We start from the raw sequence: 15,938 nt of genomic DNA, 5'->3' as shown, positions 1-15,938 counted from the left end.
TTCTTTGAATATTCGAAAAAAAATTAGATCAGTTAGTTTTTTTGTTTTATCTCTCCTATTACTAGTTTCGGCAGAGTGGGTTTCCCTTTGGTCAAATCGAACTGTATATTTAGATAAAGTCATTACTAAGATTGAGTTTAAAGGAAATATCAATACTTCCTCAGACGATATTTTGGATTTGATGGATATGCGTCCAGGGATTCAACTTTCTCAAGGATTATTAAACGCTGATATGCGTACCTTATTTGTTTCTGGATATTTTTATCATATTGATATCCAAGGGGAAGCCGACGGTGACGGTGTAAAAATCCTTGTTGTTGTAAAAGAAAGACCCCGTGTTAAAGATATTGATTTTATTGGTGCTGACGAAGTGTTTCCGTCTGACTTAAGAGATAAAATTCCCTTAAAAGAAAATGAAGTCATTACGCCGAAAAAAGTTACTCTTTCAAAAGAAGTAATTCTAAAAAAATACCGTGATGAAGGCTTTTTTCTTGCTTATGTTCGTTTTGAGACTGAACCGGTAAATCCAGAAACTAATACTGTAAAGGTGAAGTTTATTATCGATGAGGGTGAGGAAATCCCTGTCAGTAAAATTAACATTTTTGGAAACAGTGAAATAGATACTTATGATATCCAAGGTATCATGGATCTAAAAGAAAGTGGTATTATCGAATCGGGAGTATTTAAAGAATCTGCTTTTGAATCTGATAAACAAAAAATTGCTGCCTATTTGAAATCCCGAGGGTATGTCGATGCTGAGCTAAGTAATGAAGGTACTAACTGGGAAATACGCTGGGAGAATCCTCAAAAAAAAGACAAACGAGTTGTTATCGTTAATTTTAAAATCATAGAAGGTGAACAGTATTTCTACAACGGTTATTCCACAAGTCATGATATGACTATAGCGCCCAATGGGATGCCGCAATTTTTGAATAAAGAAAATAACCCTGTTGGTACACCGAAAGAAGAATGGTCGCCGGTTTACCCTATTAAATATTTGGAAGACCAGTATGAGTTTGCACCTTCCGATGTGGGGGAGGTATTCGATGAAACAAAATTTCAGAAAGATCGTGCCTCTATTAACGAAGCTTATTCGGCTAAAGGTTATTTATTTGCACAGGTAATTCCAAGGAGAAAAGTAGTCGAGCTAAGCGACGGCTCTTTGTCTCGTTATGAAAATTGTGACAAACGAGGCAGTGCCGATGCCATTGCAGATTGTCATGAAGAACATAATCGCCTGAACGTTGCAAAACTAAGAAAGATCTATGAAGAGGAACCGAAGTTAAGAGGAAAAAAATTCATTCATGTGGATTTTACGATTCGTGAAAATAACTTAGCATTCATTGAAAATATCATCATCAAAGGAAATAAAAAAACTCAGGATAGAGTTGTTCGTCGGGAACTTTTATTTAAACCAGGCGACCTTTTTAACTCCACACTTGTAAATAGATCAAGGGAACGTATTTTTAATTTGGGTTATTTTAAAGAAGTAAACTTTAATATGCGCCCCGGTTCTGATGAAACCAAGATGAACTTGATCATTGAGCTTGTGGAACAACCTACAGGAACTGTCTCAATGGGTGGTGGTTATGGAACCATAACTGGATTTTCCATTTTTACTCAGTTAGGCGAAAATAACTTAAACGGAACCGGTCAACAAATCAATGGTCGCGTGGAATTTGGACCGATCCGAAGATATTTACAAATTTCTTGGACAGAACCTTGGTTTATGGATAAACCTTGGTCCCTTACACTATCTGCATTTTATTCTTCCAGAACATTGTTTGTGGGTGCTACTTCCATTACAGAAAACAACAACCAAGGGATCAAAGAAGTCGCATCTTATGAACGCTCTGGTGTGGGTGTTAGTGCTGGTCTTGGTCACCGTTTTCTCATTAACTGGACTCACTTTCATCGTTATTCTCCTTCCTTTTTTGCTTCAACGAGGCCAACGTCACTTGTATCAGATCAAGTGTTAGCAGAAGTGGATCGTGGTTGGCAATTTCGTTCTCAGTTAACCAATGGTATTGCTTATGATAGTCGCGATAACGTATTTAACTCTACCCAAGGTTTTAATTTAATTTTTTCTGTAGATAACGTAGGGCAATTTCTCGGTGGAGAATCCCACTTCGACCAATTTAGTCCGATTTTAGAATATTATCATACCTGGTTTGATTATACGTTTTTTGGTCTCATTCGCAAAAACGCTCTTAGGCGGTGGCGTGTGGTCCAACAGTTCAGAACTTCTTCTGTCTTTACTTTTGAAAGGACACCGAAATACAAAGTGCAAGATAAAGAAAGAATTCCTTATATTCAAGTTCAAGATCGTTTGTTCTTAGGTGGATATGAATCTCTTCGTGGTTGGTTCTTTGATGACAAATATTACCCAGACGAATGGAAGGATGGGGCTTCAAGTAGGGTACTTTTCACTTCGGAACTTCGGTTTCCTATTGAACCTTCGTTACTATGGTTTGTCGTTTTCTTCGATGGCGGTGCAATGTATGAACAAATCAACAGGGCTGTAGGGGAAAGAAAAGAATTCTTTAAGAACTATGACTCCCTTGTTCGCGCACAGCGGGCTTCTGAGCCAGTAGAAACTTATTTATATGAAAATTATAATTCATACGGACAAAAACTTCCCGAATCGCCACTAGTGGTCAACGATCCTGGAAATTTGGTGCTTTCCAGTAAAAACTTATCTATGCAAAACTTCCGATTTTCTTGGGGTTTTGGACTTAGGATTCAGATTCCCGTATTACCGCTACGTTTGTATTTTGCTCAGCGAATTCGTTATACGGGTGTTGAGGACAGACCCTTCGGACTTTATCCCGACAATAACAGTTTTCAATTTGTTTTCGGTATTGGGGATATGCGGTTTTAAGTGGAGTTAGTTGGACTCAATTCAGAACAAAAAAAGGCTGTTGAGGTAGTAGAAGGGCCACTTCTGATTCTTGCTGGTGCGGGTTCGGGAAAAACTCGGGTGATTACTTATCGGATTGCCAATTTAATTTTGAACCATAAGGTTTATCCCAATCAAATCCTTGCTGTAACCTTTACAAATAAAGCCGCCGAAGAAATGCGTAGTCGGTGTCGAAGTTTGTTGCCCGAAGGAAACAGCGAACCCTTTGTTCGAACCTTTCACTCACTTTGTTTATATTTGTTAAGGCGAGAAGGAAAGGTTTTGGGACTCGGAAATAACTTTACTGTTTACGACAGTGATATGCAAGAATCCTTGATCAAAGAAATCTTAAAGTCCAAAGACATGGACACAAAAGAATTTCGTCCATCGAGTTTATCTAATATTTTTTCCCAAGCAAAGGATTCTTTTTTAACTGCAGAAGATTATGCTAAAAAAAAGGCCGACGATTCTTATACAAAAACCATTGCTTCCATTTTCTTAGAGTATGAAAAACGAAAAACCTTACGAAATGCTTTAGATTTTGGAGATTTGATCCTAAAAACTGTAATTTTGTTTCGTGATTTCCCGGTCATTTTGGAAAAATACCAAAGACTTTGGAAATACATTATGGTTGATGAATACCAAGATACTAATAAAATCCAATACCATTTAGTCCAATCACTCTCTTCTTTACATAAAAATTTATGTGTTGTTGGGGATGATGACCAATCCATTTATTCCTGGCGTGGTGCCGATATTTCGAATATTCTAAATTTTAAAAAAGATTATCCCGACGCAGTTGTTGTAAAATTAGAAGAAAATTACCGGTCTACTAAAACCATCATAGAAACTGCGGCTGCATTAATTTCCAATAATAAACAAAGGACAAATAAAACCCTTCGGACAGAAAATCCATTGGGAGATAAAATCAAACTAACTTCTTACCAAAATGAAATGGAAGAAGCGGAAGGGATTGTTCAGAAAATCCAAATGGGTGTTCGAAAAGGGCAAAAATATTCCAACTTTGCTGTTTTCTATAGGACCAATTCCCAATCCAGATACTTTGAAGAATCACTTAGAAAAAGAGCCATTCCCTATAAGATTTTTGGTGGTTTTCGGTTTTTTGACAGAAAAGAAGTAAAGGATTTAATTGCTTATCTTTCTGTAGTTGTGAATCCAGTGGACTCCACATCTCTTCTTCGAATCATAAACTCACCACCTCGTGGTATTGGTGAAACTACTGTAAGTCGGTTGTTATCTCATTCGGTAAACGAAGGTATATCCTTATTTGAATGTTTAGGAAAGGCAGTGCCGGATATCAAAAAAGGAACACTGCAAAAATTAGTTTCATTGCATAGAATGTTTGATTCCGCAATGGAAGACCTTGGTAAAAAAACTCCTTCAGAGATTGCTTATGAAGTTTTGGAACACTCAGGCTATAGGGAATTTTTAGAAAATGAAGGAACAGAAGATTCCTTTTCTAGGCTTTCCAATTTAAATGAATTTGTAAATGCGCTGAAAGAGTTTGAAGAAAATAATCCTGAAGCGACACTTGAAGAATATCTTGCTAACATTTCTCTCATCACAAGCGAAGATAATACGAAAGATTTACCAGATTATGTAATCCTTATGACGGTTCATAATGCTAAAGGACTCGAATTTCAACATGTTTTTATGGCAGGAATGGAAGAGGGTACCTTCCCCCATTTTTTGTCCATAGATTCGCCTGATGGATTAGAAGAAGAGCGTAGGTTGGCTTATGTAGCGATCACTCGAGCTCGTAAAAATTTAGAGATTAGTTTTTCTAGATTTACCAGAAAATTTGGAGATGTAGAAGCAAGACTTCCGTCACAATTTTTAGAGGAATTACCGAGCGAATTCATCGATGGTGAGTTTACCGAAAATCGTTATGGTGTGAGAAGGCCGGAATTTTCACCAAGGGCGGAAAGGTTTCAGAGAACGGAAGAGAAGTTTGAAACTGTGCAGGCAAAGGTGGGTGATGGAGAATACCAAGTTGGAACCAAGGTTCGTCATAAAGTTTACGGAGAAGGACGAATCCTATCTGTTTCGGGTTCAGGAGACAATCGAAAGGTGGAAGTTCGATTTGGATCTCATTTAGATAAAAAATTCTTATTGGCATATACACCATTAGAGATAATTTCATAAACTAGAAGAGGAAAAACGATGAAAAGATTTTGGATTTTAAGTATGTTTGTATTGTTTCCTGTAACGACGGTTTTTGCACAGCAAAACTCTGGTTTGGCGGAAGAGTTTACAAAGTTAGAAGACTATCTTAGAAATCCAAAACTTACGGAAGAACAAAAGAAAAAGAATTTTGAAGCCAATATGGTTAGTTCTGTTCGGAGTACTCTTTCTAAACGATTGGCGAATCCAAAAAAGGATTTAAAAGATCTTAAATTTCAAGATTTACAAACGGAACGTCCAGAAGGAACGAACACATTCTTTGTAAAATATAAGAATTATTATTTTCAATACCAATTTCCTGTTGATCCAGAAACTTACGTTACTTCCCCATCTGAAGAAATTGTCTTAGAAAAACCAGAAGGTTTGGATTTAGGTTCCAACGCTCATAAAGAAGAAAAAAAGAACTAAAGTTAGTATCAGGACGGAATGGAAGAAAACGATTTTAGGGAAGTTTGGCGGTGGGTTCTATCTGTTGGAGACTCTATTCTTTCCATTTACAAATCGGACTTCCAGATTCGTGATAAAGGTGGCAATGATCCAGTTACCGAAGCGGATTTATTTGCCAGCGAATTTTTATTTGAGAAAATTTCCTCAAGGTTCCCAACTCATGGTTTTTTGTCAGAAGAAAAAACTGATTCAGATATTCGTTTGGATAAAGAATGGGTTTGGATTCTTGATCCAATTGATGGCACACGCGAGTTTGTCAAAAAGAATGATCAGTTTGCTCTCAGTTTGGGTCTTGTTCGGAATGGGGAAGCCATTTGGGGAGTGATCTTCAATCCGGCAACGGGAGAGTTTTTTTCTAAAAATCAAAATACATTTTTTGCAAAACTTCAGCCGCCTTTTGCAACAGAAGAGAATTTTAGAGCTTTGGTTGTTGGAAGTACCTCCGTATTACATCCGTTAGAAGAGGCTAATCCGGTTGCAAATAAGCCTGTATTACTGGTTTCTTTATCAGAAATGAAAGAGGGTTTGTTTGCTGATTCATTTTGGAAAGACGATTTCCAAATTCGTTCTATGGGTAGTATTGCTTATAAGTTAGGTTTGCTTTCTGCTGGTTTTATCGACCTGATCGTTTCCTTAAAACCGAAAAACGAATGGGATATTTGCGGCGGAATCGCTCTACTAGATGAAGACAATTTTACTTGTTTTCCATTGAAAGATAATGAATATCATTTTAATCAACCGAATACACTTTCCTTTGGTTTGGTTGCGGGGAAAAAATCTGCGGTTCAATATTTAGAATCGAAAATTGACTTTCACCAATTGTCACTCAAGGTAAAGGAACGATGGTAAAGACAAAACGTATTGGCTTAGATGCAAGACCTCTCTCCACCCGAGTCTCTGGTGTTGGACGGCTCATCGCAGAAACCTTAAAGGCATTTCCACATAAAGAGGAATATGATTTCTTTCTGTTTTCCCATTTACCGATTCATGATGACCATAAAACTGTTTTGGATCTTCCTAATGTAACTTGGGTATCGGGTGGAGGTTTTTTGAAATGGAAAGGCGGTTTGTATTATAATCTTTTTGTTCCTTTCTATTTACTAAAACATCGATTAGATTTGTTTTGGGGTTCCCAACAGGTGTTACCGCCTTTTTTGCCTAGTGCACTTCGTGCGGTTTTAACTTACTGCGATTTAGTTTTATATTTATACCCCGAAACTATGCGTTGGATTGCTAAATTCCAACAAAGACTTTTTCAGAGTTATTCTGTTAGACGGTCAAGTTTCATTCTTTCCATTTCTAAACAGACGAGTGATGATATGTGTCGTAAGTTTGGATACCCTATAGAAAAAACAGGTGTATCTTATCCTGGTGTGAATCCAAAGGAGATGTTGAAACTTTTGGAAGTAGAGCCTTCTAATTGTGTAAAGGATTTAGGTAATGATTTTTTGTTATCTGTTTCAACAATAGAACCAAGAAAAAACTATCCATTCTTATTAGATGTATTCCGCGAATATCGTAAATTGGATCCTCATCATTATCGTCCTTGGGTGATCGTAGGAAAAATTGGTTGGGAGTCGCCAGAATTTATTGAGGAATTGTTGCAGGAACGCGCTTTATACAAAGACATTCATATTTTGGATTCAGTGTCTGACTCCGATTTACAGCATATTTACAAAAAGGCAGGTCTGTTTGCCTTTGCCAGTAAATATGAAGGTTTTGGGATTCCTATGGTAGAAGCGATATTCCACGGATTGAATTGTATTGTCTCGGATATTCCTACTTTCCACGAAATTGGAAAACAAGGTGTTGTCTATTTACCTTATAAAACTCATGAAGATGCAAAACTTTGGGCTGAATCCATTAAAAAATATTTTGCAGATCCGAAACCTCAAGAAGTAACGATTTCTGAATTTACTTGGGAAAATGCGGCCAAAATTACTGAAGAAGTTTTTAGAAAGGTTTTAAAGGAAGGAGAGTAGACCAGTCTTCTTTGTGACCACACCCGAGTATAGAATTTTCGATTTATCTGATTGGGGAAGTACGTGCAAATGGAATCTATCCTTTGTCATGGCTTGGATTTCGCATTCCCAGTCAGCATCTTTTGCAATTAATTTGATTCGATCACAAAGGACATCTGATTCCAATAACCAAATGAAAGAAAATTCTGATTTACCACGTTTAAAATAAGACTTGATTTCCTTTGTATTGGCTTTCCAGATAACGGTTGTTTCATCTCCTGATTCATAAGGTTGGACTGTAGACGGAATCATAGAAATTCCTTTTCCTCTCCAGTTTCCCTTTACGTAATCATTCCATTCGTCTAAGTTGGAAAAGTAATTATAAATTAATGAATTCAAATAGGATGACCCAAACTTTGCGACACGTTAAATCCAGTTTTTATCTGATCTTTCTTCTTTCTCTCTTTTTTTGTAAACCAGAAGGGGAACAGAACGATTTTTATACAGGACCCTTAACCACAGTGGGTGGCGATGTCGAACGTTTGGAATCTTTTCAAGGGAAGGTTCTTGTTTTGGATTTTTGGGCCACTTGGTGTGAGCCTTGCGCAAAAGCGGTTCCCACCATCAACCAATGGAAGTCTTCCGTATCCGAAAAGGATTTTGTCTTTCGAGGGATTAACACTGATACTTCGGAACCCATAGAAAAAATCAAAAAAGATATGGAACGACTTAAGATGAGTTACCCCACCTTACTGGATAAAGACTGGAAATTGACAGATTTTTATCACGTCGAAGGAATTCCTTGCCTCCTTGTCTTCGATCGGTCAGGTAAGATTGTATACCGCCAGTATGGACTTGTTGGATCTGACCTATCGGGGCTTGTCATTCGCTCTCATGTGTGGGCTGCGTCCGAACTGCCATAATTGTGCAATGCGAAACAACATTTTGAATTTCCTTTGATTTCAATGACAAGATTGAAAATGTCTTGACTCATGTTCTTTAAAAAAGTCCATTAAAGATACCTTTTTACGTTTTCTTTTGAGAAAGGAGTCAGAATAATGCCAGCCAATTTGCCCGAACTCTTCCAGCAGAGTGCTGAAAAATTTGGGAACCGCCCCGCGTTCGTCAGTAAAGACGAATCTAAATCCTATCAACCCGTCACTTTTAAAGAAGTATATGATCTTGGTATCAACTTAGCAGAAGCTCTCATTGATTTGGGTGTTGCTGCCAAGGAAAATGTTGCCTTGCTTGCTGATAACCGATTGGAATGGATCGTTTCCGATTATGGAATCCTCATGGCAGGTGCAGCAGATGTTCCTCGTGGAACTGACATTACCGATTCAGAAATTGCTTATATTCTAAACCATTGTGAAGCAAAAGTGATTTTTCTTGAGAATGATAAAATGCTCGAGAAATTTCAAAAGAACCGCTCTCAATTAGAATTTGCCAAAACACTCATCGTTATGGATAAAAAATCTACTGCGACTGGTGTTCTAAAGCTGTACGACTTAATCGAAAAGGGAAAAGAGCTTCGTGCTAAGGGGTCTAAAAAAGCAGAAGAGCGAATGAAAGCAATCGCTCCTGATGACCTCTTTACCATCATTTATACTTCTGGAACCACAGGGATGCCAAAAGGTGTTATGTTGAAACATAGCAACATGATTCACCAAACGTCTGTCATTTTAGGAAGTATGATCGATATTAAGGAAGACGAAAGAATGTTGTCTATCCTTCCTGTGTGGCACGTATTTGAAAGGGTTTTTGAATACTTAGCCATTGCGGCTGGTTGTGCTACATATTATACCAACGTTCGTGACCTTAGAGATGACATGAAAAAGGCAAAACCTACTTTTATGGCTTCTGCTCCAAGACTTTGGGAAAGTATCTACAACGGAATTTACACAAGAATTAATGATCCAAAACAAACTCCGGCGATTCGTCGTGGTTTGTTCAACATGGCTTATTTTTTCTCGAAACACTTTAATGCAGCTACAAGGTTTTTAAAAGGAAACCAAGTCGACTATGTAGGAAGAAATCCAATCGTTTCCCTTTTCAAAGGTTTCTACTACTTGGTTGTAGCTATCGTTTTGGCCATTCCATACTTCTTATTGGATTTAGTGGTTCTGTCTAAAATCCGTGAGGCTACTGGTGGGGAATTAAAAGCCTCTGTTTCCGGTGGTGGAGCTCTCCAAAGACATGTGGATGCTTTCTTTAATGATATCGGAATCAATGTTTTGGAAGGGTATGGAATGACGGAAACTTCTCCGGTAATCTCTGTTCGAACTTTCAAAAAATTAGTCCAAGGTTCTGTTGGGGTCATCACTCCTGAGACATCTGTGCAAATCCGGGATGATTTGGGCAATGTTCTCACTCACATTGATGCTAACCAAAGACTCATTTCGGGAAAATACGGTGCTCGTGGAGTCATCCATATCCGTGGACCGCAGGTGATGAAAGGCTATTACAAAAATCCTGAAACTACGGCTAAGGTTCTAAAAGATGGTTGGATGGATACAGGAGATATTGGAATGTTCAATTTCAAAAAGACCCTTACCATCACTGGCCGTGCGAAAGATACTGTAGTTTTACTCGGTGGAGAAAACGTGGAACCGGTTCCGATCGAAGACAAACTCACAGAGTCTCCTTTCATAGCGCAAGTTATGGTGATTGGCCAAGACCAAAAGAATCTAGGTGCTCTTGTTGTTCCTGATTTTGACAAGTTGACAGAATGGGCAAAAGAAAACGGAATTTCCGAGACTGATAAACAGAAACTCATTGAAAATCCGAAGGTTCTTGATTTCTACAAAAAGGAAATCAAAGCTTTGAACAATACCAAAACGGGATTTAAGTCTTTCGAACAGGTAACACCTTTTATCCTCATTACCAAACCGTTTGAAGTTGGTGATGAATTGACAAACCTTTTCAAAATGAAACGACACTTGATCACAGAAAAATACAAAGATAAGATTGCTGCTTTGTACGCTGCAGATTAAGAAAATTTAATCTTCAACCGCCTGTTCTCAGGCGGTTTTTACTCTTCTCTTTTTTATCTTCCGTCGATATTCTAATTGTGAATCGATCGGATGGATCATTAGTTTCGTCTTCTACAGGCGTTTTTTACCCCTACCAACACCAGGACTTTTATGCGATGGATTCCTTGTTTTTATCTCCGTTGAAACAGGAAGAAGTTTGGGATTTTCAATCAGTGACCCAAGTTCATTTGGGTTTTTTAGGATTTTTAACTTTGAGAGGTTTTTTAAGAGAGAGTTTGTCTTTGCCTAAACTCCAGGTGAAAGGACTTTCTAAGTTTTGGAAAACTTACTTAGCCAAAGTGAATTTTTTAGGTAAAGGAGTTCCTTGGGAATCCCAAGAATTCATTCCGAATTTGGTTTCTGATTCTCTTGTTCCCGCCCTTACTTTCAGTGGAAAAGGACACTGGACTAGCGAGTTCCATTGGGAGAGGCAAGATAAAGATACTACTTCTGTCTTTTTTTCCGCTACCAACAAACAAAGTGAAGGCGATATTGCGATCAGTGATTTGATGAAAGATTTTTTGCAATATTCTCAGGCTCATCACTACTTGGAACGTGCTTATATTCGAAAAGAAAACTCTAGTTATTTGTATCTAAATTCTAAGGAAACAAACCCGCGGGTTTTCTTTCGTGAAAATCCTACTGATTTACCTGAATTTCTATTTTTGGTAGCAGAGTTAAAAATAAAATCACCTACTCACCCAAATTAAGCCCAAGTAAAACCGATTTTAAAAGATCGGCTTTGGTTTCTAAATGAGTTGTTTCTAAAATGTTTTGTTTAGTTTTGAAGTCAAAGTAGATGAGTGATGCTATAAAATCTACAGGATAGGGATGAACTAAAATTTGGTTCATTTTTAAGATCAAATCTTCTTCGGCACCTTCGGCAAGTAAGATCCGTTTGGTGAGAACAAGTAATTCTTCAATTTTTTCTTTTAATGCTTCTGAAACGTTTTTGTTTCTTTGGTGTTCCCTGCGAACAATTTGTGCGATATAAAATGGATCTGTGGAATCCAAACTTACAATTTCTGCGGTGCCAATTCCTTCAAGGATGATATTAGACCTCCCATCCGGTAAGGATTCTTTTTGGATGATATGACCATATCCCACAACTTCTGGGATGGGTGGAAGTCCTGCACCAACCCAATTTTTGGGATAGGGAGCCATACCCATTTCCCCACCATTTTCCATACAAAAATCGAGCATCATCCGATATCTAGGTTCAAAGATATGGAGAGGCAAAAACATTCCCGGAAACAGAAATACATCTGGTAGGGGGAAGAGAGGTAAGGGGAAGGTTGACACAGAGAAAGGTTTTAGATTCTATGTTTAGTTGTAAACCAAATCAAGGATCTGGCTTTGTTGAAAATAAAGAAAACTTCACTTCATAAATCTTTTGAGGATTTAGGCAAAATCAAAGTGCTTGTGATTGGTGATTTGATTTTAGATGAATATTTAATTGGTTCAGTAGAACGAATTTCCCCGGAAGCTCCCGTGCCTGTAGTTTGGGTTCGAAACGAAAAACAATCCTTAGGTGGATCTGGGAATGTGGTTCAGAATTTATCAGCGATTGGAGTCTCTGGAGTCGTTTTTGGAAGGATTGGAGAAGACAAAGCAGGGGATTGTTTAGAAGGACTGTTGCTCTCCCATTCCGTTTCCAAAGAAAATTTAGTATTATTAAAATCCAAAAACTTACCTACCATTTTAAAAACAAGGATCATTGCCTCTCACCAACAGATATGTCGGGTAGACCGGGAAGAGGTGGTTCCCCTTACGAAAGAAGAAGAAAATACCATTCTTAACCAATTGGAATCCAAATTAAAAGAATGTTCTGCTGTAATTTTATCAGATTATGACAAAGGGTATCTGACTCCATCTCTCATTCAGTCGGTGATTCGTCTTTGTAACCGGGAAAATAAAATTGTGACGGTAGATCCACAGGTAAGTCATTTTTTTCTATATCAAAATATCCATATTATGACTCCCAATCATCATGAAGCAGGGAAGGCTTTGGGTAGAAAACTGAATAGTGATTCCGAAATTGAAACCGCTTGCAAAGAAATCTCGGAAAAACTCACACCCGATGCCATGATGATCACCAGGGGCGAAAAAGGAATGTCTATTTATGAAAGAAAAACAGATTCCTTTTATCATATCCCAACTGTTGCCAAAGAAGTATTTGATGTAACCGGTGCAGGAGATACAGTGATTACCACTTACACTGCCTTTGTGGCTACGGGAATGTCCATTGCCGATGCGGCTCTCATTTCTAATGTCAGTGCAGGTATTGTTGTGGGTAAGTTAGGTGCCGCAACAGTTTCACAAAGCGAAATTGAGGAAGCTTTACAGACATTGGGATATTTGGAGGGATAACATGAGTTTTTACGATCAATTAAATTCCAAAATCATCCCTTGGGATCAGATTGAATCCAAAAGAAAGACTCTCGAAGGGAAACGAATTGTTTTTACTAATGGTTGTTTTGATATTTTACATCCAGGTCATGTAAGTTACTTAGCACAAGCAAGGGATTTGGGAGACTTGTTATGGATTGGGGTCAACGAAGATGCAAGTGTTAGGCGACTCAAAGGCGAATCTAGACCAATCAATTCTTGTGAAGATAGAATGATCGTTCTTGCCGGGCTTTCCTCTGTGGATTTTCTTTCTTCATTCGGAGAAGATACACCACTCGAAATCATAAAAAAAGTAAAACCTTCTGTTCACTCCAAAGGTGGAGACTACCAAGTAGAAACCCTGCCGGAATACCAAATTTTAAAAGGGATGGGAGCGGATATTCAAATTTTGCCTTTTGTCAAAGGAAAATCCACTACCAAGATTTTAGAAAAAGCCAAATCACCTTCCTAAACGTATTGATTTTGGACCCAAATCCCGCCACTCTGTAAAAAACATTCATTTTTGAGGTCCATTTTGTCCAAGACCAGATACATTTTTATTACCGGTGGTGTTTCCTCTTCTTTAGGAAAAGGCGTTACCGTAGCAGCTCTCGGTTGTTTGTTAGAAGCCAGGGGTTATACCGTCTCTTTACAAAAAATGGATCCCTATATCAACATTGACCCAGGTACAATGAGTCCGTACCAACATGGGGAAGTGTATGTAACCGAAGACGGTGCAGAAACAGATTTAGATTTAGGTTATTACGAAAGATTTACAAAATCTAAATTTTCTAGAAAAAATTCCGTATCCACAGGCCAGATTTATCATGCGGTAATCGAAAGAGAAAGAAAAGGTGATTATTTAGGAAGAACCGTTCAGGTTGTACCACATATCACCAATGAAATTCGTAATCGGATTTATAACCTAACACGCGATCAAGAAACAGATTTTGTGATTGTGGAAATCGGTGGAACGGTTGGTGACATTGAGTCAGTTCCCTTTCTCGAGGCCATTCGGCAAATGCGTTATGAACATGGTGCAAGCCAAGTATTGTTTTTACATTTAACTCTTGTTCCAACGATTACGGCTGCTGGGGAAGCAAAAACAAAACCAACCCAACACTCGGTGAAGGAACTTTTAGCTCTTGGAATCCAACCAGACATTTTAATTTGCCGAATCAATAAACCTATGTCGAAAGAGATGAAAAACAAAATTTCTCTTTTTTGTAACGTAAAAGAACAAAACGTAATCTCTGCGGTTGATATTGATACTTCGATTTATGAAATTCCTCTCATGTATCGGGAAGATAAATTAGATGAAGTGGTTTTAAATGCACTTGGTATGGATCTTCGAAAACTCAATTTTTCCCAGTGGGAAAATATGGTCAAAAAGATTCGTAATACAAAAAAGACCGTAAAAGTGGCGTTAATTGGTAAGTATATTTCCTTACAAGATGCTTATCGTTCTGTTTATGAATCTCTAGCTCACGGTGGGATTGCAAATGACGTAGAGGTAAACGTTGTTAAAATCAATCCAGAAGATATTGATTCTAAAAATATTAAAGAACTTCTTAAAGGGGTTCATGGAGTTTTGGTTCCTGGCGGTTTTGGAGAACGTGGAATTGAAGGAAAAATTGCGGCGATTCATTATGCAAGAACCAAACAAATTCCATTTTTCGGAATTTGTCTAGGAATGCAATGTGCGGTAATTGAATTTGCAAGAAATGTTCTTGGTTTCAAAGATGCAAACTCTACAGAATTCAAACCCAATGTAGAATATCCTGTGATTTCTATGATTGAAGAACAAAAAGAAATCGAACGTATGGGTGGAACCATGCGTCTAGGTGCTTACCCTTGTATTCTCAAAAAAGGAAGTCTTGCCTTTTCGGAATATAAAGCAGAACGGATTTCTGAAAGACATAGACATAGGTTTGAATTCACTTTGCGTTACAAAGATGATTTTGAGAAAAAAGGTATGTATTTAACCGGATTTTCGCCTGACGGAAGTTTGGCGGAAATTGTGGAAGTGGCTAACCATCCTTGGTTTGTAGGTGTACAGTTTCATCCTGAATTTCAATCGAAACCGACGGACCCACACCCATTATTTGCCGGATTCATTCGAGCCGCATCCAAACTAGCTAAAAAAACGGAGGATTAAGATGTACGATTTAATTGAAGAAAGAGATTTTTTCGGAAAAAAAATCGGAGGTCGCAATCCCTTCTTTTTGATTTCCGGACCTTGTGTCATGGAAAACAAAGACCTACTCGACAGAGTTTGTGGAGAGATGAAAGCCATTTGTGATGACTTGGGGATTGTGTATATCTTTAAGTCTTCGTTTGATAAAGCCAATAGGTCTTCTATAAATTCTTACAGGGGGCCTGGGTTGGAAGAAGGAAGGAAACTTCTCGATTTTATCAAAAATAAATACAATGTTCCTGTTCTTACCGACATTCATGAAACCATCCAAGTGGATCCTTTAAAAGATACGGTTGATATTTTCCAAATCCCCGCTTTTCTTAGCCGCCAAACGGATTTAATCGCAAAAGCAGCAGAAACCGGAAAATGGGTGAATGTTAAAAAGGGCCAATTTATGGCACCGGATGACACCCGTCATATCAAAACAAAAATCCAAGAGTCTGGTTCTGAAAAGTATATGGTGACAGAAAGGGGAGCCAGTTTCGGTTACGGAAACTTGGTGTTTGACTTACGTGGGATACCTATGATGCATAAACATGGGATTCCTATCGTATTTGATGGAACTCATTCGGCCCAACTTCCAGGAGCGGCAGGAAATATCACCGGGGGTTTAAGGGAATTCATTCCTCATATGATGCGAGGGGCCGTTTCAGTTGGTGTGGAAGGACTTTTTATGGAAGTCCATCCTGATCCAGAAAAGGCACTTTCCGATGCCACCACGCAGTTTCCACTAGCAAAGGCAAAAAATCTTTTAACACAGCTTCTTGAACTTGATCGTTTGGTTAAAACCAAATTTTTAGAGGACTAAA

At 38.2% G+C, this 15,938-nt stretch carries 14 protein-coding genes; 12 read left to right on the top strand and 2 right to left on the bottom strand.

All coding sequences use genetic code 11. The features are described from left to right. Positions 1 to 4 precede the first annotated feature (4 nt). The 5 genes from ND811_RS06205 to ND811_RS06185 are packed head-to-tail and all read left to right on the top strand — an operon-like array spanning position 5 to position 7,533. Positions 5 to 2,881, top strand: coding sequence for a BamA/OMP85 family outer membrane protein (locus ND811_RS06205; protein WP_265351237.1), 2,877 nt, complete (start codon positions 5 to 7; stop codon positions 2,879 to 2,881). After that, entirely contained in the window at positions 2,882 to 5,065 is a 2,184-nt protein-coding gene (locus ND811_RS06200) for an ATP-dependent helicase (RefSeq protein ID WP_265351236.1), read from the top strand. Positions 5,066 to 5,083: 18 nt separating this feature from the next. Further along, positions 5,084 to 5,512 (top strand): LIC11625 family surface-exposed protein, encoded by a 429-nt coding sequence (locus ND811_RS06195; protein WP_265351235.1) that lies wholly within the window; start codon positions 5,084 to 5,086, stop codon positions 5,510 to 5,512. Positions 5,513 to 5,530: 18 nt separating this feature from the next. Continuing rightward, on the top strand, positions 5,531 to 6,400 hold the full coding sequence (locus ND811_RS06190) for a 3'(2'),5'-bisphosphate nucleotidase CysQ (RefSeq protein WP_265351234.1): 870 nt from the start codon (positions 5,531 to 5,533) through the stop codon (positions 6,398 to 6,400). After that, on the top strand, positions 6,394 to 7,533 hold the full coding sequence (locus ND811_RS06185; RefSeq protein WP_265351233.1) for a glycosyltransferase family 4 protein: 1,140 nt from the start codon (positions 6,394 to 6,396) through the stop codon (positions 7,531 to 7,533). The genes ND811_RS06190 and ND811_RS06185 overlap by 7 nt, the downstream gene beginning before the upstream one ends. On the opposite strand, the gene ND811_RS06180 is transcribed toward ND811_RS06185, so the two are convergent. Then, positions 7,516 to 7,911 (bottom strand): hypothetical protein, encoded by a 396-nt coding sequence (locus tag ND811_RS06180; protein WP_265351232.1) that lies wholly within the window; start codon positions 7,909 to 7,911, stop codon positions 7,516 to 7,518. The two genes, ND811_RS06185 and ND811_RS06180, sit on opposite strands and share 18 nt — an antisense overlap. Between ND811_RS06180 and ND811_RS06175 the strand changes: the two genes are divergently transcribed. From ND811_RS06175 to ND811_RS06165, 3 genes are all read left to right on the top strand, one after another. Next, a complete protein-coding gene (locus tag ND811_RS06175) occupies positions 7,902 to 8,435 on the top strand; it encodes a TlpA family protein disulfide reductase (RefSeq protein ID WP_265351231.1) in 534 nt (177 codons plus the stop codon). The genes ND811_RS06180 and ND811_RS06175 overlap by 10 nt on opposite strands. A gap of 135 nt (positions 8,436 to 8,570) precedes the next feature. After that, on the top strand, positions 8,571 to 10,505 hold the full coding sequence (locus ND811_RS06170; protein ID WP_265351230.1) for an AMP-dependent synthetase/ligase: 1,935 nt from the start codon (positions 8,571 to 8,573) through the stop codon (positions 10,503 to 10,505). 77 nt (positions 10,506 to 10,582) lie between these two features. After that, positions 10,583 to 11,254: an LIC11631 family protein gene (locus ND811_RS06165; RefSeq protein ID WP_265351229.1), complete on the top strand. Its 672-nt coding sequence runs from the start codon at positions 10,583 to 10,585 to the stop codon at positions 11,252 to 11,254. Here the strand turns inward: ND811_RS06165 and ND811_RS06160 are convergent. Then, a complete protein-coding gene (locus ND811_RS06160) occupies positions 11,238 to 11,789 on the bottom strand; it encodes an LON peptidase substrate-binding domain-containing protein (RefSeq protein ID WP_265351609.1) in 552 nt (183 codons plus the stop codon). The genes ND811_RS06165 and ND811_RS06160 overlap by 17 nt on opposite strands. 111 nt (positions 11,790 to 11,900) lie before the next feature. On the opposite strand from ND811_RS06160, the gene rfaE1 reads away from it, so the two are divergent. From rfaE1 to kdsA, 4 genes are all read left to right on the top strand, one after another. Continuing rightward, on the top strand, positions 11,901 to 12,914 hold the full coding sequence (gene rfaE1 / locus ND811_RS06155) for a D-glycero-beta-D-manno-heptose-7-phosphate kinase (protein ID WP_407658873.1): 1,014 nt from the start codon (positions 11,901 to 11,903) through the stop codon (positions 12,912 to 12,914). A gap of 1 nt (position 12,915) precedes the next feature. After that, positions 12,916 to 13,404, top strand: coding sequence for a D-glycero-beta-D-manno-heptose 1-phosphate adenylyltransferase (gene rfaE2 / locus ND811_RS06150; protein ID WP_265351227.1), 489 nt, complete (start codon positions 12,916 to 12,918; stop codon positions 13,402 to 13,404). A 63-nt stretch (positions 13,405 to 13,467) separates the two neighbouring features. Further along, positions 13,468 to 15,090: a CTP synthase gene (locus tag ND811_RS06145; protein WP_265351226.1), complete on the top strand. Its 1,623-nt coding sequence runs from the start codon at positions 13,468 to 13,470 to the stop codon at positions 15,088 to 15,090. Between the two features lies 1 nt (position 15,091). Then, positions 15,092 to 15,937 carry a 3-deoxy-8-phosphooctulonate synthase gene (gene kdsA, locus ND811_RS06140; RefSeq protein WP_265351225.1) on the top strand — a complete coding sequence of 282 codons (846 nt, stop codon included), beginning with the start codon at positions 15,092 to 15,094 and terminating at the stop codon, positions 15,935 to 15,937. The last annotated feature ends 1 nt before the right edge of the window (position 15,938 follow it).

Source organism: Leptospira soteropolitanensis, assembly GCF_026151655.1.
Classification (GTDB): Bacteria; Spirochaetota; Leptospiria; order Leptospirales; family Leptospiraceae; genus Leptospira_A; species Leptospira_A soteropolitanensis.
This window is presented reverse-complemented; position numbering and strand designations above follow the sequence as displayed.

Excerpts from the sequence above, each read along its gene's own strand:
- ND811_RS06195 (WP_265351235.1), top strand. The coding sequence starts at position 5,084 with ATGAAAAGATTTTGGATTTTAAGTATGTTTGTATTGTTTCCTGTAACG.
- ND811_RS06190 (WP_265351234.1), top strand. The coding sequence starts at position 5,531 with ATGGAAGAAAACGATTTTAGGGAAGTTTGGCGGTGGGTTCTATCTGTT.
- ND811_RS06185 (WP_265351233.1), top strand. The coding sequence starts at position 6,394 with ATGGTAAAGACAAAACGTATTGGCTTAGATGCAAGACCTCTCTCCACC.
- ND811_RS06175 (WP_265351231.1), top strand. The coding sequence starts at position 7,902 with ATGAATTCAAATAGGATGACCCAAACTTTGCGACACGTTAAATCCAGT.
- ND811_RS06170 (WP_265351230.1), top strand. The coding sequence starts at position 8,571 with ATGCCAGCCAATTTGCCCGAACTCTTCCAGCAGAGTGCTGAAAAATTT.
- ND811_RS06160 (WP_265351609.1), bottom strand. The coding sequence starts at position 11,789 with ATGTTTTTGCCTCTCCATATCTTTGAACCTAGATATCGGATGATGCTC.
- rfaE2 (WP_265351227.1), top strand. The coding sequence starts at position 12,916 with ATGAGTTTTTACGATCAATTAAATTCCAAAATCATCCCTTGGGATCAG.
- kdsA (WP_265351225.1), top strand. The coding sequence starts at position 15,092 with ATGTACGATTTAATTGAAGAAAGAGATTTTTTCGGAAAAAAAATCGGA.